This window comes from Paraburkholderia ribeironis (genome assembly GCF_900019265.1).
Lineage (GTDB): Bacteria > Pseudomonadota > Gammaproteobacteria > Burkholderiales > Burkholderiaceae > Paraburkholderia > Paraburkholderia ribeironis.
The window spans coordinates 29221-50441 of the sequence record NZ_CYGX02000042.1 but is presented as its reverse complement, the minus strand read 5'-3'; the positions used below and the strand labels follow the sequence as shown (position 1 = coordinate 50441).

The window sequence follows — 21221 nt, the reverse complement described above, 5'->3', positions numbered from 1 at the left end:
GCCGCGAACGCCACCGGCCGGGAAACGCACCCGCCGCTCGCGCACGCCGAGGCAACGGCCCCGCCCGGACACACCGCGTCATCGCCAGGCATCGCATCGCACGCGATCCAGACGAAGCCAGTCGACGGCGCATCACCGCTCAAGCCCGCGATGAACGCCTTGCAACGCACGCCAGCCACGAGCCTCACGGTCAAGCCGCAAGCCTCCGTGCGCCAGACGGCCAGATTACCGCTGCGTCTCGCTGGAGAGCCGCGTGACCCGCGCGCAACGTGTCGCGATGGAGTACCGGTCGCGGCATGGACCGAGCGCGGGATTGCACCGTCAAGCCCTGCGAGTGAACCCGCGTTCATCGACCGCGCCGCCGAGCAGTACGGCGTGATTTCCCCGCTCACGCACATCTCGCGCGACGCCGGCGCCCCAGCGACCGCCAGTACGCCGCCGCCGCCCACGAGCGCTACCGCCGACACGCGAGCAACGGCAGCAGCAGGCTCAGCCGCGAACCCGGCGGCAGACGCCAGCGAACTCGCCGAACAGGCCTGGCAGCTGATCCTCGACAAGCTCGCCATTGAACAGGAACGCCGGGGGTATACGTCATGGGCCTAGCGAAGATGGTCATTCAGGTCGAGGTCGGTCACGGCGAGAAGGACGTGCGCTTCGACGACCACAGCGAAACCAACATCGAGGTGAAGTTCAACCCGAAGACGCTGTCGGTCTCGCGCTCCGTGAGCTGGCAAAGTCAGAAGGCGGCCAAGCGCGACGCTCCCGAGCTGCAATACACGAGCGCAGACCCGGCGACGCTCTCGGTCGATCTGTTCTTCGACACCTACGACTCGGACAAGCCCATAGACCAGAAGGACAGTGTGTTCGCCGAAACGAAGAAGCTGCTCGCGCTTGCGGCTGTGTCGGGCGACAAGCATCGTCCGCCCGTGTGCCGGCTGCAATGGGGCACCCAGGCGGTATTCTTCCAGGGCGTGCTCATACAGATCGATCAGAACTATACGATGTTCACCGAACTCGGTACGCCCGTGCGCGCCACGCTCAAATGCTCGTTCAAGCAATGGCGCTCGAACATCGACGATCGCAAGAAGCAGAACCTCATGTCCGCTGACGTCGCCAAGGTCTGGACCGTCAGGCGCGGGCAGACACTCGCCAGCATCGCCGCGCAGGAATACGCCGATGCGAATCGCTGGCGTGACATCGCGGCGGCCAACGGCATCGACGATCCGCTCGCGCTCGCGCCAGGCTCGACGATCCTGCTGCCGCCGGTGCGCCCGAGCGCCTCGCGCGTCATCAGAGCGGAGGACATCCTGTGAACGCGCGCACCGGCTTCGATACGCTCGCGCCCGAGTTTGGGCTGAAGATCAATGGCGCGCCGCTGCCGGAGGCTGCGACGGCTGACCTGATCGACGTCTGCGTGCTCGAAGATGTCGACGCCATGAGCATGTTCACGTTTTCGCTGACCTGCTACGACACCGCGCAGATGAAAGTGAAGTGGATCGACGAAGCGATCTTCCGCGAGGGCAATCCCGTCGAGATCGAGATCGGCTATCGCGACGACCGCCAGGTGATCTTCAGCGGCGAGATCACCGGACTCGAGCCGGCCTTCCTCGAAAACACGCCGCCGACGCTCACCGTGCGCGGCTACGACCGGCGTCACCGGTTGATGCGCGAGCGCAAGACGCGCTCGTACACCAACGTGAAGGACAGCGACATCGCCAGCCAACTTGCGGGCGGCGCGGGACTGAAACCGCAAGTCGAGGACTCGAAGGTCACCTTGCCCTACGTGTTCCAGCACAACCAGACGGACCTCGAATTCCTGCTCGCGCGTGCGAAACGCATCCATTACGAAGTGGTCGTCGACGACCGGTCGCTGATCTATCGCCCGCGCAAGATCGACGCGAGCGAGACGCTCACGCTGCGGCCCGAGATCGAGCTGCTCGAATTCCGGCCGCGCATGTCGACGATGGGGCAGGTGCAGGAAGTGCTTGTCAAAGGCTGGGACCCGAAGAGCAAGAAGGAAATCGTCGGCCGCTCGGGCGCGGGAGACGAAGCCGGCCTGATGGCGGGCAAGAAGTCGGGACCGTCGAGCGTGGCAGGCATCTTCGGCAAATCGGGCGGCGCGAGCGTGTGCGCGCCCGTGCAGAACCAGGCCGATGCCGATCTCATGGCGAAGCAGCGCTTCGGCGAAATGGCGCTCGGCTATATCCGTGGCGATGGCGTGTGTATCGGCGATCCGCGGATGCGCGCGGGCATCGTCGTGAAAATCGAAGGGCTCGGCGATCGCTTCAGCGGGCTCTATTACGTGACGAGCACCGAGCAGCGCTTCTCGCTCAAGAAAGGCTATCGCGTGCGCTTCGCCGCGCGGAGGAACGCGACATGATGCACGACCAGCTCCTGCACGGCCTGCTCGCGCACGCTGACAGCGAAGGGCGCTATTACGGCGTGGTGGTCGGCGTCGTGACGAACAATCAGGATCCGGACGGCATGCATCGCGTCAAGGTGCGCTTTCCGTGGCTCAATCAGGACGACGAGAGCAACTGGGCGCGCGTCGCCGCGATGATGGCCGGCAACGGGCGCGGCGCGTACTTTCTGCCCGAAGTAGACGACGAAGTGCTGGTCGCGTTCGAGCATGGCAGCGTCGAACATCCATTCGTGATCGGCTCGCTGTGGAACGGCAAGGACGTCGCACACGAATCGAACGCCAACGGCAAGAACGACAACCGCGGCTTCAAGTCGAGAAGCGGGCACATCGTGCGCCTGTCTGATGCGGCGGGCGACGAGAAGATCGAGATCATCGACAAGACCGGCAACAACAAGATCACGATCAGCGCATCGGGCAACACCATCGCGATCGAGGCGCAGGGCGATATTTCGATCCGCTCGACGACGGGCAAACTCACGCTCGAGGGCATCGGCATCGAGATCGATTCGAAGACGGACGTCAAGATCAGCGCGATGTCCACGCTCGACATGACATCCACCGGGCCGATGAGCATTTCCGGCGCGCTCGTGAAGATCAACAGCTAGGGAGGCAAAGGACATGCCCGTGCAGGTGCTTGGAGTCGGTTGGGAGTTCCCCGTCGCGCTGAAGGACGAGCGCATCAGGGTCGCGCGCTACGAGGCGTGCGTGCGGCAATCGATCTTCCTCATCCTTTCGACGGCGAAGGGCGAGCGCGTGATGCGCCCGGACTTCGGCTGCGGCCTGCACGACCTGGTGTTTAGCGTGAATGGACCATCCACCCAGGGCATGGCGGAGTTTCATGTGCGCGAGGCGCTCGAGAAGTGGGAGCCGCGCATCGACGTGATGCGCGTGCAGGCATCGGGCGCGGGCGGCTACGGCGAGCAGTTGCTGATCGAAATCGACTACCGCGTGCGGCTCACGGACAACCGCTTCAATCTCGTCTATCCGTTCTACCTCGACAGGCCGCTCACGTGACGCTCGTCCATGCACCTTTCGTGACGCAGGAACGCACGGCGGCCGCGATCGACGCCGTGGTCTCGGACGCGCTCGAGCTGCGCGACACCGGGCACGATGCGAGCGCCGCCGATCCGCTGCGGCATGCGCTCACGCACGTCTTCACGCACTACTGCGCGGTGTTGACCGAGCGCCTGAACGCGGTGCCCGTCGCGCATCTGGCCGCGTTCGTCGAGCTGCTCGACACCGCACAAAACGGGCGCGAGCCGGCCACGCCCGCGTACGCGCCGCTCGCGTTCAAGGCGGCGCAGGCGGGCGAGGGCGCAGCCGTGCCGGTGGTGCCGAAGTTCACCGAAGTCGCCGCGCCGGGCTCGGGCGGGCGGGCGCAGCCGGTCGTGTTCCAGACCACGGCGGATCTCGAAGTGCTGCGTGCGCAGGCCATGCGCGCCGTGTGGGTCGATGCGCAGGCGGGCACGCTCGCTGATGCGAGCGCGGCCGTTTCGCCGCAAGGCCTGCGCGATGGCGACTCGCTCGGCACCCATGCGCAGCCCATCGTGCGGGCGATGCACATCGGGCATCGCGCTTTCTTCTGCGCGCCCGATCTCGCCGGCTTCTCGCTCGATGTGCGGATCGCACGCGCTCAGGCACCGACAGAACCGCTTTCGCTGCAATGGGGCATGTGCGGGCCAGATGGCTTCGTTCAGTTCGATCCGTCGAGCGATACGACGCACGGCTTCACGAAGAGCGGAACGGTCGTCTTCAACGCGCCGCCGAAGTGGCAGGCGAGCAAGCTGCACGGCGTCGAGAACGGCTGGCTCACGTGCCGCTTGCGCGCCAATGCGAACGCGCCCGGCACCGTCAGCGCGACGATCACCGGCCTCGCGATTTGCGCGGATCGCTCGCTGACGGCAGCTACGCTCGATACCGCGCTGTGTAACCGCGTGCCCGTCGATCTGACGCGCGACTTTTATCCGTTTGGCGAGCGGCCGCGCTTTAACGACGTGCTCTTTCTGGCGTCGAAGGCGTTCGCCGTGGCGGGCGCACGCATCGTGCTCACCATCGAGCTGACCAATCCAGCCGACGCCGCGCCCGGCGCCTCGCCGATTCCGCCCGTGAGCCGTGACGGCGCGCCGCGCGTGAGTTGGGAAGCGCACACCGCCAGCGGCTGGCGCCCGGTCTCCGTCGACGATGCCACGCACGCCTTCACGACGAGCGGCACGGTGAGCTTCGCGCTGCCGGCCGACGCGGTTCCGGCGACCATCAACGGCGCCGCCGAAGGCTGGCTGCGCGCCCGGCTCGCGTCGGGCAACTATCGCGTGGGCACGACATCGGCGGAAAACTTCGCCATGCCGATGGATGCGCCGCCTTCGATCGCGCGCATCGGCCTTGCGATGTCGCTGCACGCGGGGCCGGTGGCGCCGCAAGAGATCATCATCGAGAACGGGCTGACGTGGGCGCGCCCGGCTTTGGACGAGACCGGCGAGCGAGCCGCGTTCCAGCCGTTTCGATCGCTCGATCAGACTGCGCGCGCGTTATATGTCGGACTGCGTGCGCTGCCTGAACAGCTTGCTGGCCACAATCTGAGCCTGTATGTCGGCATGGCGCAGCATGGCGCGCGTGCGATCTATCGCGACGATGAAGCTTCCGGCCACGGCGCGGACAAGCTGCGCTGGCAAGTCTCGAACGGAGCTGGCTGGCGCGACTGCAAATCCGTCGACACGACGGGCGGCTTGCGGCATCCGGGCTATGTCGAAGTGACCATCGCGCACGGCGGCATCGCGCCATGGCACGACACGCTGCTCGACACCGATCAGGCGCTGCTCTGGCTGCGCGTGCTGCTCGACACAGCCGACGAGGACGCGCCGCCGATCCGCCAGATCGTGCTCAACGCGGTACCCGCCGTGCAGGCGCTGCGCTTCGAAGACGAGCTGCTCGGCTCGGCGACCCAGCGCCCTGCGCAGACGTTCAGGACCGCGCGTGCCCCCGTGGTCGGCGGCGAGGTGCGCGTCGAAGTGCGCGAAACCGATACCGGCTCGGCGCGCGACTGGGTGCGCTGGAACCGCGTCGACGATTTCACGGCAAGCGGGCACGACGCACGCGACTTCGTGCTGGACGGGATGACGGGTACCCTGCGTTTCGGCGATGGCCGGCGCGGCCGGATGCCCCCCGCCGGCGGTAACAACGTGCGCATCAGCTACAGCGCGGGAGGCGGCGCGCAGGGCAATCAGCCGCCGCTCGCAATCACCCAATTGCGCACGACGGTGCCGTATGTCGCTTCGGCCGCGAATTGCGATTGGGCGAGCGGCGGACAGGACGCTCCCGACGATCACGCGGTGCGCCGCGCGTCGCTCGCGCGCCTGCGTCATCGCGGCCGCGCGGTCTGCCGCGACGACTACGCCGATCTCGCGCTGCGCGCGTCGCCTGAAGTCGCGCGTGCGGCGTGCATCGGCGGGCGCGACGTGTCGACGGGCGACGCACGCGAACAGGCGGCACTCGGCGTCGTCAGCGTCGTCGTCGTGCCGCGCGGCACCGATCGCGCGCCGCAGCCGACGCTCGCGCTGCTCGCGGCGGTGCAGCGCTATCTGGAAGTGCGCGCGCCGGCCGGCGTCGACCTGGTTCTGGCAGGTCCGCTCTACGTGCAAGTCTGCGTCGATGCCGAACTGGCCGTCGCCGACGATGCCTCGCCGGAGCGCGTGCGCGTGGCTTGCGCGGCGCGCTTCGATGCGTATCTGCATCCGTTGACGGGCGGCGACGCGGGCCACGGCTGGCGCTTCGGCGTCGAGCCGCATGCGTCCGATCTGCTCGCCTGTCTCGATGCGATCGACGGCATCGAGGCAGTGCGCGCACTGCGCCTGCGCTTCATCGAGCCCGCACCCGGCGTGCGAGCGCGCGGTGATTTCCTGATCTGCGCGGGCAGTCATATCATCCAGGCGAGCCGCTGATCATGTCCACGCCCGCAGTCGATACCTGTTTCAGCGCGCCGAAAACGCCGATTGTCGCCGAGCGCGATTACGACACGCTCGTGCGTGAAGGCATGGCGCTCGTGCCGGTGCATGCGCCCGAGTGGACCGACCACAATCCGTCCGATCCGGGCGTCACGCTGATCGAGTTGCTCGCCTATTTCACCGATGCGCTGTTGTATCGCATCGGCCGCGTCACGCCCGCCGCGAAGCTGCAATTCCTGCGGCTGCTGAAGGGCGAGCCGCATCACGATATCGTGCCGCACGTCACGCAGTCCGACGGTTCGGTCGATCTCGCCGCCGAACTTTCGCGCGCCATCGACGATACGGTAAGCGCGCTCTCGCAGACGGAATGCGCGATCACACCCGCAGACTTCGAGCGCTTCGCCCGCGCGGCGGCAGCGCGTGAGTTGCCGGGTCGCGCGATCGGCGCGCGCTGCATAGCGAACCTCAATCTGAGCGGTGCGCGCATGCATGGAACCGACGCCAGCAGGCAGGCACGCGGACATGTGAGCGTCGTGCTGGCGCTGCCCGCCGATGTGCCCGACGACGTCGCCAGGCACGTGCGCGAAAAGGTGAGCCACGATCTCGCGTCGCGCTCCCTCTTGACGACGCGACATTCGGTCGTCGCGCCCGCGGTGCTGCATGTGTCGATCGCTTTCGCGGTGGCGCCGTTGCCAGGCGTATCGCTCGACGAGGCGCTGGCGAGTATCGACGACGTACTCGCGGGCCGCTTCGGCAACGCGAATGCGGTGAGCTTCGGCGGCACGCTCTCGCTCGCGTCGATCGCGAAGACGATCGATGCCGCGCCCGGCATCGACTACGTCGAGGACGTCATCGTGCTCGATGCGACGAGCGACCCTCGACTGCAGGCGCGCGGCGTCGGCGTGCAGGTCGGCGCGGTGGCGACGCTCGGCGTCGACACGGTGCTCGGTGGGCCCGCGCATCTGTCCGAAGACGCGTTCGCGCGCTTCGTGCGCGATAGCGGCGGCAGGCTCGCTTCAGTATTGCTCACGCCGTGGGAGCAACTGCGGCTGACGGTGTCGCGCGCACACGTTGCGCTCATCGCTGCCGGCGTGAACGATCGTGCGCGCCGGATGCGTCATGGGGGAGGCGGCCATGAATGACACCGCTGGGCGCTTGCTGGCCGCGCTTCCCGCGATCTATCGCGCCACCGGCGACGACCCGTTGCGCGCGCTGCTCGCCGCGTTCGAGCGCATGCTGCTCGCGAGCGGCAACGCGAACGCGCCCGCCATCGCCGACGAGATCGACGCGATTCCGAGTCTGTTCGCGCCGCTCGGCGTGAAGCCGACTGCGTACCGGCAAACCATCAACGGGCCCGCCAGCATCCAGAGTGAAGCGCGCCCGCCCGCGCCCGATCGCTTCATGCCGTGGCTCGCGCAGTGGGTCGCGTTCACGCCGTATCGCTATTTCTCGGCAGATGAGCTGCGGCACATCGTGGCGGGCATTGTGCCGCTCTACGGCAGACGCGGCACACGCGATTACATGGAAAAGCTGCTTGCGCTGTGCTTCGGCGCGATCGGCGAGTCGTCGATCGACGAGAACCCGGTGCGCGGTTTCGTGATCGGGCGTTCGCATGTCGGCGTGGATACGGAGCTTGCGGTGAGTGAACCGTACCGGTTTCGCGTCGAGTTCCGCCTGCACGAGCGCGCTTTCACGCGGGCGCATGGCGCGCCGCATGATCTGGAAGAGCGCGTGCGCGCGGTGGTCGAATTTGCGCGACCCGCGCATACCGAATATGAGTTGGTGCTGACCCGCAATCAGCGGGAACCGATGGAAGGCTGAGAGGTACATCAAATGCACAAGAAACAGTTCATCCACAAGAAGCCGGCGTACTACCGGGGGCAACTACTGAACGAGGAAGACTTTCGCGACGAGCAGCGCTATCACGCGAACGCGCGCTATCGCCACAACCTCAATTTGCACGGCTGGGGCATAGTGCATGGGCTGGAAGTGCGGCACGCGGGCGGCAATGAGATCGTTGTGTCGCCGGGCTTCGCCGTGGACGGACTCGGGCATGAAATTGACCTGAGGCACGAGGAGAAGCTGCAGTTGCCGTCGAATGAAGCGAACGCAGTGCTTGTCGTGAGCCTTCACTATGAGGAAGACGACGTTGCTTCAGCCAGCGACGACGACGGCGAACGCAACACGCGCAAGTGCTATGGCGTGGTGACGGTAGCGCCGGGCGCGGTGGAGGCGGCGGTGATCCTCGCGACCATCGAGCTCGACGACAAGAGCCATGTGAGCGCGCACGCCATCAAGCCAACCAATCGTCGGCACATGAAGACGCTGCTCGCGCCGGGCTCCGTCACTGCTGACTCCCTCGAAGCACATCTGAAGCGCGGCTGGCTGCGCATGCCGTTTCGTCCGACGCCTCTGCCGGCCGACAAGGAAGTTGCGCCGCCGCCATTTCGCGTAGGTCCGACCGAGGCGCGGGCGCATCGCGAGATCGATGAGAAACCCAACAACAAAGGTGCGGCCGGCACCATGGCGATTTCGCTCGCGCCGGGCGTCACGCGCGTGCTGCGTTTGCGCGTTGCCGGCGAAATCAACGATGCGCGCCTGTCGGTCGAACTGTTTCTCGGCGGATGGGATGCGAATGCGCGCAAGCACGTTGCGAAAAGCCTCCTCAAGCAGGAGATCAAGGGCGGCCCTTATGACGAGACCTGGCACATCAAGGAAGGCGACTTGCACCTGGAAACGTCGACGTTGTCGATCGAGATTCGCAGCGAAGCGTATGTGAGAGTCTCGCTCGTGGCAATCGAAGTGACATGTGATCCGTCGCTGTTGCATGTGGCTGCTGTCGAGGGGTGATGGCCGTGTCGTGCTACGAGTCTTCGCTAGCGCATTTGCTTGCGCGACTTGAGCAGATCGATCTCAAGATCCGCTCGCAAGTCGCGCGTTTTCGGTGCGTGCAGCGGGAAGACGAGCAATTCCGCGGCCTCTATGTTTCGGAACAGCAGGTTGACGCGCTGCTTGCCGCGCCGCTCGCCATGCCCGCCTGGCTGCTGAATCCGTCGCCTAATGCTGCGCATCACACAGCCACCGCGCGCCGCATCGCCGAGCACGAAAGCGCGACGCTCGAAGCGGGCACCGAACTGCGCCTCGCGAGGCTTGCGACGATGTTCTCGCTCGATCCGCTCGATATCGATATCTTGCTGGTTTGCCTCGCGGCGGAGCTCGACACGCGATACGAAAAGCTCTATGCGTATTTGCAGGACGACGTGACACGCACGCGCCCGAGCATCGATCTGGTGCTGGCACTTCTGGTACCCGATCCATTGCAGCGCATCGCCGCCCGAGAACATTTCAGCGCCGCTGCGCCGCTGCGCCGCGCACGGCTCATCGACGTGTTCGAGGATGCGTCACGGCCGTTGCCGCCGTTCATCGGCAAGCTGCTGCGCATCGATGAGCGCATCGTGTCGTATTTGCTGGGGTCGAATGCACCGGATGCGCGCATCGCGCCTTACCTGCGCAACGATGCGCCGCGACACGGGCTGGACCAGCTCGTGCTGCCAGCATCGACGCTACACGGCCTCAAGACGCTCGCGCGTGAGAAGACCCATGACATGGCCATCGCTGTGCATCTGCAAGGCCCGGCGGGCGCCGGCAAGCTCACGGTCGCTCGCGCGGTCTGCCGCGAGCGCGGCGCATCGTTGCTGTGCGTCGATGCGAGCCTGCTGCTCGCCGATGCGGACATCAACCTCAATACGCAATTCGCGCTGATCGCGCGTGAAGCGCGCCTCGCGGATGCGGCGCTCTACATCGACGGCTTCGATGCGCTGCTCGCGCATGAACAGCACGCCGCCTTGCGCGCGTGCCTCGATGCAGTTGAAGAAGTCGCGTTGTCGTTCCTCGCGGGCGAGGCCTCGTGGCTGCCGGGCAGTGCATTGCGCCGCGTGCGTTTCTTCGCTGTCCCGCTAGCGCGGCCCGACATTCCGGAGCGCGAGCATCTGTGGCGCAAGACTGCGCACGCGCACGGCGCCGCACCCGATACGCTCGATCTCAAGGGCGTCGCCACCAAGTTCCGCTTCACACCAGGACAGATCGACGATTCATGGCGCTCGGCGATGAGTCTCGCGACATGGCGCGCGAAAGATGCGAAGGGCACCGGAGACGGGAGCGGAAACATCACGTCGCAGGATCTCTACGACGCGTGCCGACTCAATTCGAACCGCGCGCTCGCGTCGCTCGCGCAAAAAATCACGCCGCGCTTCAGCTGGAACGACATCGTGCTGCCCGCTGATCGCATCGCGCAGTTGCGCGAAATCTGCAATCACGTCAAGTACCGCAATCGCGTGTTCAACGAGTGGGGCTTCGAGCGGAAGCTCGCATCGAGCAAGGGGCTGACCTTCCTGTTCGCGGGGCCGTCGGGAACGGGCAAGACGATGGCGGCTGGCATCATAGCGAACGAGCTGGGGCTCGATCTGTACAAGATCGACTTGTCGCTCGTCATTAGCAAGTTCATCGGCGAGACGGAGAAGAATCTCGCGCGCATCTTCGACGAAGCTGAGACCGCCAATGCGATCCTTTTCTTCGACGAAGCCGATTCGCTGTTCGGCAAGCGCAGCGACGTGAAGGATTCGCACGACCGTTACGCGAACATCGAAGTAGGCTACCTTCTGCAGCGGATCGAAGAATACCAGGGCGTCGCGATTCTCGCGACCAATTTCCGACGCAACATGGACGAGGCGTTCGTGCGCCGCCTGCAATTCACCGTGGACTTTCCGCTGCCGACCGAGAGTGACCGGCATCGCATGTGGATTGCCATTTTGCCGGAGCGCACGCCGCGCGATCCGCAGCTCGATCTCGCGCTGATGGCGCGCCGCTACAACCTCAGCGGCGGCAACATCCGCAACGTCGCGCTGGCCGCCGCGTTTCTCGCCGCGGACGAGGGCGACATGATCCGCATGAGCCATCTGATTTCCGCGACGCAGCGCGAGTATCAGAAGATGGGTAAGCTCGTCGGCGACGGCGCATTCACTCATGCGTTGACACAGGCATGATCATGAAGCTCGCCGCCGCCTCCAGGGAGTCACGCGACGGCCACGCCGCTCTGCTCGGTGCCGGGCATCGCGTTGAGGGCATTGCTCGCGAGCTGGAACGCTTCCTCGCGGCCGGTCTCGCCCGCATGTGCCGGATTGATTTGCGCTGTGATGGCGGAGAAGTTGTTCGCGTCGGCGAGTTCGTTGCAGCCGTGCGATTGCCAGTACCACGCGGACACCAGCGCGGCAGTGGCGGCGTCGTTGCGCACCAGGTCCGGATCGCCGACGAGATCCACGCCGATCGCCTCGCCCGCGCGTGCGAAGTTCTCCTTGAACGTCAACTGGATGAGCCCCGAGCCGCGATAGTTCCAGCCGTCGTCCGTCGCGGCGGGGCTGTTGCCATAGCGCCCGCCGTAGACGAGGTTGGCGATCTGCTGCTCGCGCTCGGGCGGCACGTGCGTCTCGCCTGGCTGACGCCCGAGGCTCGCACATTGCTCGGGCGTGAGCGAGCGGAAAGTTGCCTCCAGGCCTTCGACCGAGTAATTGAAGTTCTCCGACACGGGCAGCAGCGGGAACCGGCCGCTTTCGTACGCGACTTGTGCGAGAAAGGCAGCCTGGCGCGCGGGCGTGTTGATCTGGAAACGCTCCATCGCGGCTTGCACCGCGTCGAGCCAGAGGTCAGCGCCCGCTTCGGAGCTGCTCGTCGCAGCCATGAATGTGATTTTGTCCATATAGGACTCCATATCGTTAAGGATGAGATCGTATTTCACCGCACGAACAACGCATGCGAGTGAACGCGACAGGACCGGTTAGAGTGGGGAGGCTGTTTTATGAGGCCGCTGAAGAGCGAGATCAAGCACGGCGCTGGCGTAATGCGAAGATGGTTTGCATTACTGATGATTCAGCGTGCGAGGCAGCTCTTGTATAGAGTTTTAGCAGGTATTTTCCGGCACGCAAAGCGAGCGCAGCGTCGAATGTGATATTCGACACATTGGCTCGATGAATGACGAAAAAACATTGCATAGGAGTTCAAAATGATAGACCGAGAATCGATTGACAAGATGCCTTCCGCAATCGTCGCGCGACGCAATGAAACACGCGCGCTGGGTGACGGCAACTCGTTGTCACCGGGTGCGGCCATCGCGCGAGTCGCAATGGACGGCCTGTCCTGCCACATCGCCAATGCGTCGTGCGCGGGCGCGATCAGCCGCTCGATGAAGATCGACACGGCATCCGCGCAGCGCTCGCTGCTCCAACTGCAAATGCGCTATGGCAATCAGTTTGTTGGGCGCGTGATCGACCGTGCAACGAACGGCGACGGCCAGTCAGGCAACATGAGTGCGATTGAGCGTTCGATAGAATCCTCGCGCGGCGGCGGCAGCGATATGGATCATTCGACGCGTACTCGCATGGAAACGGCCTTCGGTGCGGACTTCTCGGGCGTGCGCATCCATCACGATCCGGAATCGGACGAGTTGAGCCAGTCGCTCTCGGCGCGTGCGTTCGCGACCGGGCGGGACGTCTACTTCCGGCAAGGCGAATATAACCCGGGGACGTCGGGGGGGCGCGAGCTGCTCGCGCACGAGCTCACGCATGTCGTGCAGCAGACCGGCGGCATCCAGCGCAAGATGACCGTCAGCCAGCCGGACGACCCGCATGAGGTGGAAGCGGATCAGATGGCGCACGCGGTGATGAAGCAGGATCAGTCGGGCGAGTTGGACAGGCAGATCGCCGCGCACGCGGAGGAAGAAACAGGCACGGGCAGGCATCTGGCGAAGCAAGCCGTGAATGCCACTCTGATGCGCCAACCTGAGGCGCCGGGACCGCAGGACGAGGAAGAAAAGAAGAAGCTACACACGAAGCTTGACTTACAGACGCTTGCGCGCGCGCAAGACGACGAGCTGGCCGGGTGACCGGCGCACCCGCATCCGCGCGCCGCCGCTGCTTTCGTTCGCGCAATCCGAAGTCAAGCGAGAGTTCAGCTTCAACAGCGTCGCTTTCGCCGTATCAGGAGCCGTACCATGTCCACCGCAACACTGTCATTGCCAGCCTCATCGACCTCACGCAAGCCTAGCCCCCTCATTGAAAGCCACCTCACCGGCCCGAGCCGCGCGCTCATGCTGAGCGCGGGCCTCATCGGCATCAACCTTGGCGGCGCGGCATTCATGCATTACGTCGTGAATGCCACAGGCGCATCGCTCGGGCTCGTCGTCACGCTCGGGGCGTTCACGACCGTGATGGCCGGCACGCCGTTCATCGTCTTTCTGAGCATGGTCTGGTTCACGCGCTATCGGGAGTTCCAGAACAGCCTGAAAGGCAGCGCGCTTTCGGCGTATCTGCAACGCTTCTGGTCGCAGCGTCTCATCTGTGCGCTGGAGGACGGCGGCGCGTTGCCGGCGTCGCCGCCTGCGCCGTGGCCGGCAGCGGCGCAATGGCAGCGCATGGCCGACGAGCGCCTCGACATCTGCGAGCGGCTGTTCGCGCGCATCTATCACGAGCAATATGGCCTCGTGCCGTTTGTGCCCGCCGTGTTTATCCTGTACGTGGTTGTCTATGCCGCGGCGGGGCTCGTCGGCACGAGCTTTTTCGATGTGCGCCCGTGTGCCGCGAGCGAAACCGCGGGCTGCATCTACGGCATCAGCCAGCGCGTGCTGATGGCGTCGTTCGCGGGTTCGTTCATGTTCGTCGTGAGCGATTCCGTGCTCTGCATCCGCCGCAAGTCGCTCAACGTCGCCGACGTCTACTGGTACGCGCTGCGCATTTTTCTCGCGATTCCGCTTGCGCTGGTCATCAACAACGTTACGCAATCCGACGGCGCACGCGCCGCGATGGCCTTCGCGCTGGGTACCTTTCCCGTCGATGCTTTGCTCAAGCTGATACGCCGCTTCGGCTTTCCACAGATCACCGAAACTGAGAAGAAGGAGAACGCGCCCGACAAGCTGCTCACACTCGACGGCGTGACCTTGCCGATCGTAGCGACCTTTGAGGCCGAAGGCCTGAATTCGGTCGAGCAGGTGGCCGCAGTTGATCCCGTGTTGCTCTCGATCCGTACGGGAATGCCGTTCCGCTACATGCTGCGCCTCGGCTCGCAGGCGATCGTGCGGCGCCATTTCGGCGATGCGGCGACGAAGCTGATTCCCGTCGGCCTCGCGGATGTCGTGCCCATCTATCTGCTGATGAAGGCGCTGGATTCAACCGCGTCGAACGATCTGCCGCGCGTCGCGCGTCCAGACATCGTGCTGAAGGATGCCGCGCAACGGCTTTTTCCGGATATCGCCGACGAGCAGCGCATGGCCGTAATCGATATGAAATTCCGGCAGATTGCCGCGGAGGAATATTCGCTGATGCTCGCCCGCATCACGCCACTGGATCCGTCGCTTTGATCGCAGCTATCGCACGTATGTGCTGTGGCATGCGTAGCCTACGGTTCGTCGTCTGAAGAAAGTATTCAATAAAGTCGCATTTCAAAAATAACGTTGCTTGCGAGAAGATCTCGCTATTCAATTCGCAAACCAGATTGCGTCCGCATTGTTAAAAATGTCGATTCGTCAATCGTTAACGTAATGACGATCAAGTGCTTTTCATCGTCGTAAACATCGCATTCCTAAATAATATTGGAATGCGAACCTTGAGTACTTATGCAGTTTCATCCCGTCAATCTGCCATGCGCAGCGTGACTCACTGCAACACAGGAAAATTGGAGGTAGAGATGAGTGCATTTTCTGATCGTTGGACCCAGTGCATGCAAGGCAGTGGATTCCCCGTTCCAACCGTCGAGGACGCAAACGAGGCACTTGAGGTTTTGCACAAAGTTCATGATGCCTGGGAAAATTCTGGCGGTGAGGCGGAACTGACCATCGGTGCATTATTGGCTGCTGGTGCAGTCGTAGGGGTCGACGAAGGGGTCCTGGCTACGCTCGGCGAGGTGGCGACGGTCGCGGTTGGGGTTTACATCAGCGCGTGCGTTGCCTGCCTGGGTTCGGTAGCATTCGACGATCTAAAGGGACTTTTCGCTAGCAATGCGGTTCCGGATTTCGTGGTAGCTCAACTAAACAGTCAAGGCGTCGATCTCGGAGGGACGGTCAACGCCTAAATGGCTGTTTCAGAAAGCGTCGACCATACGCTGAAGCACTCGCCAGAAATTAAAGCTGCAATCAGGTTGACAGAGTGCTTCGCGAATGCCGACACGACGTTCGTAGCGCGTGCGAACCGCCACATTGCGCAAGTCGCCGACTGGGCGGGCACCGTGCAAACATTGTTTCGAGGATCAGTCATGGCCAGCACAATTCACTTTAGTCTGCGTAACAACCAGATGACGGATGTTACCGTCAACGCGTGGGACGGTCGCACAGGCCAGCAAGTGGCCAGTAACGTGCCAATTAATATAGACGAGAGCATCGGTATTGATATCGCGGCGGATTCGGACGCTACCGGCTCGTCACGCTGGGTGTTCGCCAGCAGCGACGGCAGCGTCAACAGCAACAACCAGAAGAGCGATATTCACGATGGCGATGAGTGCACGCTCGGGTGAGTGTCAAAGGGTCTTTAAAACCGGAAGTCAACTCGTGGACCGGGGATAGAAGCAATACTGGCTCACGGGTTTGCGGAAAGAACTACGTCGGCGTGATCCCAATCTGAATGGGGTCACGTTGCGCAGAAGATTATTTTTACACGGAGTGACACGCTGAAAGATTGCAACGATATTTGAAGTGTGACGGCAACGGGGCACCGATTCGCGTGCCAGATGCGAGACTACGACCTGCGCGAATGCGGTGGGCGTCAGCGGATTTTTTCGCGGTGCGGCTGGGAAGGTGAAATGAAGTCCCGAGCTACGGCCGAATCTTTGAGTCGACACACTGAAAACGATTGCCATCGGGAGGCGTTCATATGGATGCGATGTCTGATTCATCTTCTAACGTCTGTGGTGTTCGTACGGTTCAGTCTCCGGACGGGTTCGATGTGCCAGTGCCAAGCGGGGCGGTTGGTCTCGCTACGGGCGAGACCGTGACGATCCGCGACGATGCTGACGTGCAGGTGTCGTCGAAGCTTGATAACGGATTTTATGTCGTGGTAAACAATGGTGACCCTTCCAACGATGAAGCATCGCATCTGTTCGGCGAGCTTGCCACGGAGGCAGGTCTGAAATCGATCGAGGGACTAGCGGTGGCTGCGTTCGGAGCCGCAGTATCAGCGCCGGTTGCTATCGGGGCGTTTCTCATTGGGCAGTTGGTATCGCTGCTAACTCCGTCAAACCTGACACGCGAAATCTTTATCCGCGGGCAACTCAACGACGGCACTCCGGTGACTTACTGCCTCTTGATCTAGGTTCTGTTCAAATTTTCACGAGTTGCATAAGATCTCACATGCATTACCCGGAGCCGGTCGCTACGACGGGCGGCTCTGTTCGTCTTGTTGGGATGTGATAAGGACACTCAACAATTCATGGAGTCGGGCAGGAGGAAGTGGTTTATGGATTTGTTGATAGCCACTTTCATTCACTTCTCTCAGACTGTCGGGCGCTGTCTCACCGGTGATCAGAACAGCAGGTATATCACTTCCGAACCGTGCCTGCAGGTTCTGGATGACACCAATTCCCGACACACCCTCGCGCAGTCGATAGTCGACGAGGAAAGCGTCTGGCCGTCGAGCATGGCGACTGAGCCGTTGCGTAGCTTCCTCGAGTGTTGCCGCACAGACGGTTTCGCAACCCCACTGTGACAACAGGGTATACATTGCGTCGAGTATTTCCGGTTCGTCATCTACGACAGCGATCAGACTTCCCTTCACGGCGTCAGTCGAAAAATCGCCTGGAGGAATGCTCTGTTTCGGGACGGATAGTGGAGGGTACCCGATCGGTATCTCGAAGCTGAAGACGGAACCCCGTCCCGGCTGCGAAGCCAGTTGCACGTCGGATCCCAACAGCTTGGCCGTGCGTTTCACAATCGCGAGGCCCAGGCCCAGGCCTTTCCTGCGGTCACGTTCCGGGTTGCCGAGCTGATAAAACTCTTCGAAGATTTTTTCAGTCTGGTGTGCCGGAATTCCGATTCCCGTATCCCAGACTTGCACGCGGAGCTTTTGCGCGCGGCGTCGGCAACCTACAAGTACGCGCCCGCCGCTCGGGGTGTAGCGAATTGCATTCGCTATCAGGTTGCTGAGGATTTGCTCAAGAAGGATTGAGTCGCTGAAGACCTGAGCCTTGCTTGTCATGATCTTCAGAGACAGTCCTTTTTCGATTGCCATCGGCTCATACTCAACTCGCAATTTGGAAAACAACGCTTCGATCGGAAAGTAGCTCGAAACCGGCTGGATAACCCCCGCATCAAGCTTCGATATATCCAGTAGCTCGTTGAACAGTTCTTCCAGTGATTCGGTGCAGTCATTGATCTTGGCGACGATCCCAAGCACGGACGGCTCCCGGACGACAGAGGTGAGTCCCGCAGCAAACAGGCCGAGCGCGTGCAGCGGTTGGCGCAAATCGTGACTGGCTGCTGCGAGAAACTGTGACTTGGCCCGATTCGCGGCCTCCGCTTCCCTCCTGGCCTCGACGTGTTGTTTGATCTCCTGCTCCAGCGCTTGCGTTACGTGCTGCAACGCTCTGAGGGGAAGCACACGCAGGACGAAGAATACGGCCGCGCCCATCAATAAGCCGAGCAGTGCGACGATGATCGTATCGCGAACCACGGCTCGCATCGAGCGAGTCACTTCAAGATAGCCAGTGACCTTGCCGGCATCATAGAGTTCGACCGTATGCTTGATTCGTGGCCATGGGGGAGGTTTCCCTACGCTTGCCACGGTTTCATGCTTCAAGTTCAGGATCTGGTTGAATTGTTCCGGCCGCAGCGGCGGGTCGCGAGAAAGCGCTTCGTGCAGACTGTGCTCGTAGAACGTCCACAACTCCGGGTTCGCGCCGATGAACTGACTTAAAAGTCCAGCGCGTATCTCGGCTTCTGTTTCGGTTTGACTCTCAAGTGCACCGTACGCGACCCGGAAATAGCCCCACGGGAGAGCCACCGTCAAAATGAGGGCAACGATGGTAGCAATCCTGGTTACGGTGACGGCGACCTCGTTTCGGACCATGTTCAATGACTACTGTTTTGGCCTGTCGACCACGGTATGCCCGGTTTCCGCAAGAATCTCCCGACCGTCTCTCGATTTGACGAATGCGATGAACGTCTGCGCTGCGGGGGAAGACCTGGAGCCGGTGATAAGGAAAACAGACTTGTAATATGGATAGCGTCCATCTGCAACGGATTGCGGCGAAGGTTCGACTCCGTTGATGGCCAGCGGCCGGATTCTGCGATGTTCCGTCACGATGAGGCTTAGGGTCGAGGTGCCAAACGCGCCAGGGATCTCCTCAATCGCTCCCGCGTTCTCCTGAGCAGTCGACTTGACAATCATGCCGGGTCGCACTTCTAGCGCCGTCATCGCCTGGTCGATTTCCGGGGAGATCTTCTTGATGATTGCATTGTCCGATTCATTGCTCGGCCGCATGACGATTCGAATTCGAGGAAGAGGCCCGTCATGGTGGGGAAGATTTCGATCTACGTAGCTTGACCAATCAGGGTCCTTGTTCTGGAAAGTATCCCAATAGATATCCTGCAACTGACGGGTACTCAATCCACTGACGGGTGTGCTCATGCCGACCACGAAGACGAACGGTGTACGAGCGACTTCCGTATCTATCGCTCCCTTGTCGTGCTCGGTTTCGGTCAACGGTACGCTGCTCACACCGATGTCAATCGCGCCCTCGGTTGCAGCCCGGATTCCTCCGGCAGAACCCAGGCTCGCGGCCAGCACCTTTATTTTCGGCTCGTCGTGCGTCTGGTTGTAGCGTTCAGCGAGGAGGCGCATGGTTCCCATGGCGGGGCCCGCGCCGCCGATCTTGATCTCTTCCGCTGCGGCAAGTGAGGCGGCGAGCAGAGCGCATGTGACTCCTGTTCGAACAAGCAGGCTGCGCCCGCGCATTTTCATATTCCGCTTTTCCCGCATTTCCTTTCTCCCTGTTTCGACGTCTTCATGCGTTCCGGCCGTTCCATGGCGACTTGCCAACGTTCCAGTCTCCGTTTCGTTTTGTAGTCTAGTTGCGCATTTGAAAATGAAAAATAAGCCTTTCGGACTAGAACGACGTGCGGGGTGGACAATTTCGCTTTCGTTGACTACAGCGTGCCTTGTCCAGCGAAATGAAATGTGCGGAGCGCATCTCGTGTGCTTACCTCAGCGGTTGCGGCAGAGAGAAAGTGGGAGCGGCCCCACGTATGTTGGGGCGCGATGATCCAAAATAGCGAGCCGCCTTGTGACTATCAATGAGTCTGGTCAATAGATGAAACCCATCGAGATTCTGAGCGAGCCGGAGCGCCGCCGCCCGCGCACAGCACAACAAATTCTCCACGCGGGCGACCAGGATCGCTCTTCCCTCGAGGCCCCGGTCGCGGCAGTAATGGTTCGATCAGTGTCCGCCGCAATTCGTCTTCAATCACCGTGCTTTCATCCTTGGGATTCCGTTGCTCAGGTGCCCTGGGTTAACAGGTTGCTGAGAAGGCAAATATCCCCCGGGGTTTTGAACTGGCCTCTTAACCTGGCGATGTCCGAGTGTCCTGACCTACAGGGACAACTCCAGAAAGTCTGACGCCACTGCCGCGTGAATAAATAATCGCTATCTCAGTTGACTTGCGAATTCGAGTTTCTACAATATTTCTCAACTATTAGTTATCGATAAGCGGTAGCAAGTCCGGGGGGACTCATTTTCCTGATTGACGCCTTGTAATGATGAGCCTCGGAGGAAAAACCGTGATCAACTTTGGACAGGTCAATATTAAGCATTTAAGGGATTTTGTCGCCAATGTTCGTGCAGCGGGAGGTCCAGGTTTCCAACGCATGCCGATCGCGTGGCCGAACATGAGCGATCCGTCTCCGACCGTAGAAGTCCTGTCGATCGCGCCCGGCCAGCAAACTCTTCCCCATTACTACACCGACCAGGTCGAACTCGTGATTTGTTGGCGCGGCCGCGGGACGGTTTCCGTCGCGTTGCAGCGGTCGGAAGGACCGGGCTGGGATCCTTGCATAGTCGACGCGGCGGATTCGAACGGCATTCATATCGAGCCGGGTGACACTTTGGTTCTGCCAAAGTATGCGTTGCGCAGTTTCACGGCTCTCGACCAGGAACGGAAGAGCGTTCAGCATCCGTTTCCGAGAGCGGGGCAAAATCCGCAAGTGTGGCCAGTTGAAAAACTTGTTCTTTTGCTAGTTCGCATTTCAGATAACCACGGCGTTCCGGACGGCGTTACATCATACGTGGAAGGCAAAGCATTTCCGCAAGGCTATCCCCAGGTGTTGAGCAGCGATACGCTGATGTCGTACAAACGAAAGATCCTCGACTATCTCGGCTTTGAACTCGATCCCAAACTGATATGCGTCAGGTCGAAGATCTGGGGCAAGGAAGGACTCGTCGCGGGTGGCGCAACGGATTTTGCCAAGCCCGCCTTCCATTTCACGGCCTATACGTTCGTGCCTGGGCAGGAAAATCCTGAGCACTTTCATCCGAAGAGCGTTGAACTCGCTCTATGCTGGCAAGGGTGCGCCAACATGACAGTCAGGCCATCGCTCAACCCTGTCGAGGCCGGAATTGCCAAGTGGAACGACGCCCTCGAGGAAAAAGAACTGATGGAAGGCGATCTCGTGCTCGTTCCGAAAGGTGCACTACATTGGTACGGGGTTTCAGGTAACGAAGATCTCGTCATGCTTGCGCTGCAGACGCCGCATCCGATTCTGCACGTTCTGGAAGATGATTCCCCCGGTAGCAGCCTGGATGCACCCAAAGGAAAGTAAGTTTTCGCACGGTAT

18 protein-coding genes and 1 pseudogene are annotated in these 21221 nt (G+C 62.0%); 16 read left to right on the top strand and 3 right to left on the bottom strand.

Going from position 1 to position 21221, the window contains the following annotated elements:
- The 10 genes and pseudogenes from BN2475_RS35025 to BN2475_RS19080 all read left to right on the top strand — a co-directional run.
- Positions 1-603, top strand: a pseudogene (locus tag BN2475_RS35025) (hypothetical protein); the annotation flags it as partial.
- Entirely contained in the window at positions 594-1313 is a 720-nt protein-coding gene (locus tag BN2475_RS19120; protein WP_094781070.1) for a CIS tube protein, read from the top strand. The pseudogene BN2475_RS35025 and the gene BN2475_RS19120, both read left to right, overlap by 10 nt.
- The gene (locus tag BN2475_RS19115; protein ID WP_094781069.1) at positions 1310-2380 is read left to right on the top strand and encodes a phage late control D family protein; all 1071 of its coding nucleotides are present in this window, start codon (positions 1310-1312) and stop codon (positions 2378-2380) included. The genes BN2475_RS19120 and BN2475_RS19115 overlap by 4 nt, the downstream gene beginning before the upstream one ends.
- Entirely contained in the window at positions 2377-3027 is a 651-nt protein-coding gene (locus BN2475_RS19110) for a phage baseplate assembly protein V (protein ID WP_094781068.1), read from the top strand. The genes BN2475_RS19115 and BN2475_RS19110 overlap by 4 nt, the downstream gene beginning before the upstream one ends.
- 13 nt (positions 3028-3040) lie before the next feature.
- Positions 3041-3436: a GPW/gp25 family protein gene (locus BN2475_RS19105; protein ID WP_094781067.1), complete on the top strand. Its 396-nt coding sequence runs from the start codon at positions 3041-3043 to the stop codon at positions 3434-3436.
- Positions 3433-6357 (top strand): putative baseplate assembly protein, encoded by a 2925-nt coding sequence (locus tag BN2475_RS19100; RefSeq protein ID WP_094781066.1) that lies wholly within the window; start codon positions 3433-3435, stop codon positions 6355-6357. The genes BN2475_RS19105 and BN2475_RS19100 overlap by 4 nt, the downstream gene beginning before the upstream one ends.
- A gap of 2 nt (positions 6358-6359) precedes the next feature.
- Positions 6360-7502: a hypothetical protein gene (locus BN2475_RS19095; protein WP_094781065.1), complete on the top strand. Its 1143-nt coding sequence runs from the start codon at positions 6360-6362 to the stop codon at positions 7500-7502.
- The gene (locus BN2475_RS19090; RefSeq protein ID WP_094781064.1) at positions 7495-8181 is read left to right on the top strand and encodes a phage tail protein; all 687 of its coding nucleotides are present in this window, start codon (positions 7495-7497) and stop codon (positions 8179-8181) included. The genes BN2475_RS19095 and BN2475_RS19090 overlap by 8 nt, the downstream gene beginning before the upstream one ends.
- Before the next feature lie 12 nt (positions 8182-8193).
- Positions 8194-9210 (top strand): hypothetical protein, encoded by a 1017-nt coding sequence (locus BN2475_RS19085; protein WP_094781063.1) that lies wholly within the window; start codon positions 8194-8196, stop codon positions 9208-9210.
- Positions 9210-11402, top strand: a complete 2193-nt coding sequence (locus BN2475_RS19080; RefSeq protein ID WP_094781062.1) for an AAA family ATPase — start codon at positions 9210-9212, stop codon at positions 11400-11402. Before BN2475_RS19085 ends, BN2475_RS19080 begins: the two co-directional genes overlap by 1 nt.
- 29 nt (positions 11403-11431) lie before the next feature.
- Here the strand turns inward: BN2475_RS19080 and BN2475_RS19075 are convergent, their stop codons facing one another.
- On the bottom strand, positions 11432-12112 hold the full coding sequence (locus tag BN2475_RS19075; protein WP_094781127.1) for a glycoside hydrolase family 19 protein: 681 nt from the start codon (positions 12110-12112) through the stop codon (positions 11432-11434).
- Positions 12113-12415: 303 nt separating this feature from the next.
- Between BN2475_RS19075 and BN2475_RS19070 the strand changes: the two genes are divergently transcribed.
- The 5 genes from BN2475_RS19070 to BN2475_RS19050 all read left to right on the top strand — a co-directional run bounded on the left by BN2475_RS19070 (position 12416) and on the right by BN2475_RS19050 (position 16706).
- Entirely contained in the window at positions 12416-13294 is an 879-nt protein-coding gene (locus BN2475_RS19070) for an eCIS core domain-containing protein (RefSeq protein ID WP_094781061.1), read from the top strand.
- A gap of 108 nt (positions 13295-13402) precedes the next feature.
- A complete protein-coding gene (locus BN2475_RS19065; protein ID WP_094781060.1) occupies positions 13403-14764 on the top strand; it encodes a hypothetical protein in 1362 nt (453 codons plus the stop codon).
- Positions 14765-14955: 191 nt separating this feature from the next.
- Positions 14956-15474, top strand: a complete 519-nt coding sequence (locus BN2475_RS19060; protein WP_143325814.1) for a hypothetical protein — start codon at positions 14956-14958, stop codon at positions 15472-15474.
- Positions 15475-15912: a hypothetical protein gene (locus BN2475_RS19055; RefSeq protein WP_094781058.1), complete on the top strand. Its 438-nt coding sequence runs from the start codon at positions 15475-15477 to the stop codon at positions 15910-15912.
- A 356-nt stretch (positions 15913-16268) separates the two neighbouring features.
- A complete protein-coding gene (locus BN2475_RS19050) occupies positions 16269-16706 on the top strand; it encodes a hypothetical protein (RefSeq protein ID WP_143325813.1) in 438 nt (145 codons plus the stop codon).
- A gap of 60 nt (positions 16707-16766) precedes the next feature.
- Here the strand turns inward: BN2475_RS19050 and BN2475_RS19045 are convergent, their stop codons facing one another.
- Together BN2475_RS19045 and BN2475_RS19040 are read right to left on the bottom strand one after the other, a co-directional pair.
- On the bottom strand, positions 16767-18458 hold the full coding sequence (locus tag BN2475_RS19045) for an ATP-binding response regulator (RefSeq protein WP_094781056.1): 1692 nt from the start codon (positions 18456-18458) through the stop codon (positions 16767-16769).
- Positions 18459-18467: 9 nt separating this feature from the next.
- A complete protein-coding gene (locus tag BN2475_RS19040; protein ID WP_245841405.1) occupies positions 18468-19430 on the bottom strand; it encodes a substrate-binding domain-containing protein in 963 nt (320 codons plus the stop codon).
- 714 nt (positions 19431-20144) lie between these two features.
- On the opposite strand from BN2475_RS19040, the gene BN2475_RS19035 reads away from it, so the two are divergent.
- The gene (locus BN2475_RS19035; RefSeq protein ID WP_245841404.1) at positions 20145-21206 is read left to right on the top strand and encodes a cupin domain-containing protein; all 1062 of its coding nucleotides are present in this window, start codon (positions 20145-20147) and stop codon (positions 21204-21206) included.
- The last annotated feature ends 15 nt before the right edge of the window (positions 21207-21221 follow it).

Bases quoted from the DNA above. Each gene is read 5' to 3' on its own strand.
- BN2475_RS19045 (WP_094781056.1), bottom strand. From the start codon at position 18,458: ATGGTCCGAAACGAGGTCGCCGTCACCGTAACCAGGATTGCTACCATC.
- BN2475_RS19035 (WP_245841404.1), top strand. From the start codon at position 20,145: ATGATGAGCCTCGGAGGAAAAACCGTGATCAACTTTGGACAGGTCAAT.
- BN2475_RS19120 (WP_094781070.1), top strand. From the start codon at position 594: ATGGGCCTAGCGAAGATGGTCATTCAGGTCGAGGTCGGTCACGGCGAG.
- BN2475_RS19110 (WP_094781068.1), top strand. From the start codon at position 2,377: ATGATGCACGACCAGCTCCTGCACGGCCTGCTCGCGCACGCTGACAGC.
- BN2475_RS19085 (WP_094781063.1), top strand. From the start codon at position 8,194: ATGCACAAGAAACAGTTCATCCACAAGAAGCCGGCGTACTACCGGGGG.
- BN2475_RS19095 (WP_094781065.1), top strand. From the start codon at position 6,360: ATGTCCACGCCCGCAGTCGATACCTGTTTCAGCGCGCCGAAAACGCCG.
- BN2475_RS19065 (WP_094781060.1), top strand. From the start codon at position 13,403: ATGTCCACCGCAACACTGTCATTGCCAGCCTCATCGACCTCACGCAAG.
- BN2475_RS19075 (WP_094781127.1), bottom strand. From the start codon at position 12,112: ATGGACAAAATCACATTCATGGCTGCGACGAGCAGCTCCGAAGCGGGC.
- BN2475_RS19050 (WP_143325813.1), top strand. From the start codon at position 16,269: ATGGATGCGATGTCTGATTCATCTTCTAACGTCTGTGGTGTTCGTACG.
- BN2475_RS19080 (WP_094781062.1), top strand. From the start codon at position 9,210: ATGGCCGTGTCGTGCTACGAGTCTTCGCTAGCGCATTTGCTTGCGCGA.
- BN2475_RS19090 (WP_094781064.1), top strand. From the start codon at position 7,495: ATGAATGACACCGCTGGGCGCTTGCTGGCCGCGCTTCCCGCGATCTAT.
- BN2475_RS19055 (WP_094781058.1), top strand. From the start codon at position 15,475: ATGGCTGTTTCAGAAAGCGTCGACCATACGCTGAAGCACTCGCCAGAA.
- BN2475_RS19105 (WP_094781067.1), top strand. From the start codon at position 3,041: ATGCCCGTGCAGGTGCTTGGAGTCGGTTGGGAGTTCCCCGTCGCGCTG.
- BN2475_RS19070 (WP_094781061.1), top strand. From the start codon at position 12,416: ATGATAGACCGAGAATCGATTGACAAGATGCCTTCCGCAATCGTCGCG.